This window comes from Methylophaga sp. UBA5088 (assembly GCF_002414625.1).
In the GTDB taxonomy this organism is placed as follows: domain Bacteria; phylum Pseudomonadota; class Gammaproteobacteria; order Nitrosococcales; family Methylophagaceae; genus Methylophaga; species Methylophaga marina.
Genome location: NZ_DIAC01000033.1, coordinates 4,190 through 4,753 on the forward strand (window position 1 = coordinate 4,190; position 564 = coordinate 4,753).

Annotated in this window: 1 protein-coding gene; it reads left to right on the forward strand. The window is 45.2% G+C overall.

Annotated elements, in window-relative coordinates; translation table 11 throughout:
- The coding region (locus B4K20_RS04765; RefSeq protein ID WP_289282060.1) for a hypothetical protein at window positions 1–379 on the forward strand (379 nt) is incomplete at its 5' end.
- Window positions 380–564: the final 185 nt, after the last annotated feature.

A 564-nucleotide genomic window follows, 5' to 3' on the forward strand; every position in this document is an offset into this window, starting at 1 on the left:
CGATAGGCTGAGCAAAAAAGCTAGCAACCTGATGAGTACGAGTACTTCTGGCGAAGCATTGGTATTATGGGTGCAGGAAGTCATTGCCTTTACACACAACTACCAAGGCGTCATTTCTGTAATGATGAGTGCGATAGAAGACTTGGACTCTGCACTTCATGAATCCTGCCATGCTCTTCGTGTAGCGGGTGCAGAGCTACTTACCCGTGCACAGTCAGAAGGAAAAGCATGTGCAGATCTTGGTGGTGATGAGTTGTTTGATCTTATAGCCGCACTAGCTTGGCTGCGTGATCAGCCGTCACATAGGCCGCGCTCTGAGCATCTATTCAAAGTGATTGCTAACTCAATAATGACGGATGCTAAACAAGTGGAGAATTAGCTCGATGTCAATCAAACATATTTTTCCGGGAAGGGAGGTAGGCGTCTGAGGCAACAAAAAACACTAACTTTATAGCGCCAACCAATGATCAAATTTTTCGACTTGCTAATATTAGCTAAAGGTAGCAATCAGCTAACAAGTTTGTCAAAAGGACGCTCCTAGCGTCGCGCCTTTTACAAAAGCGT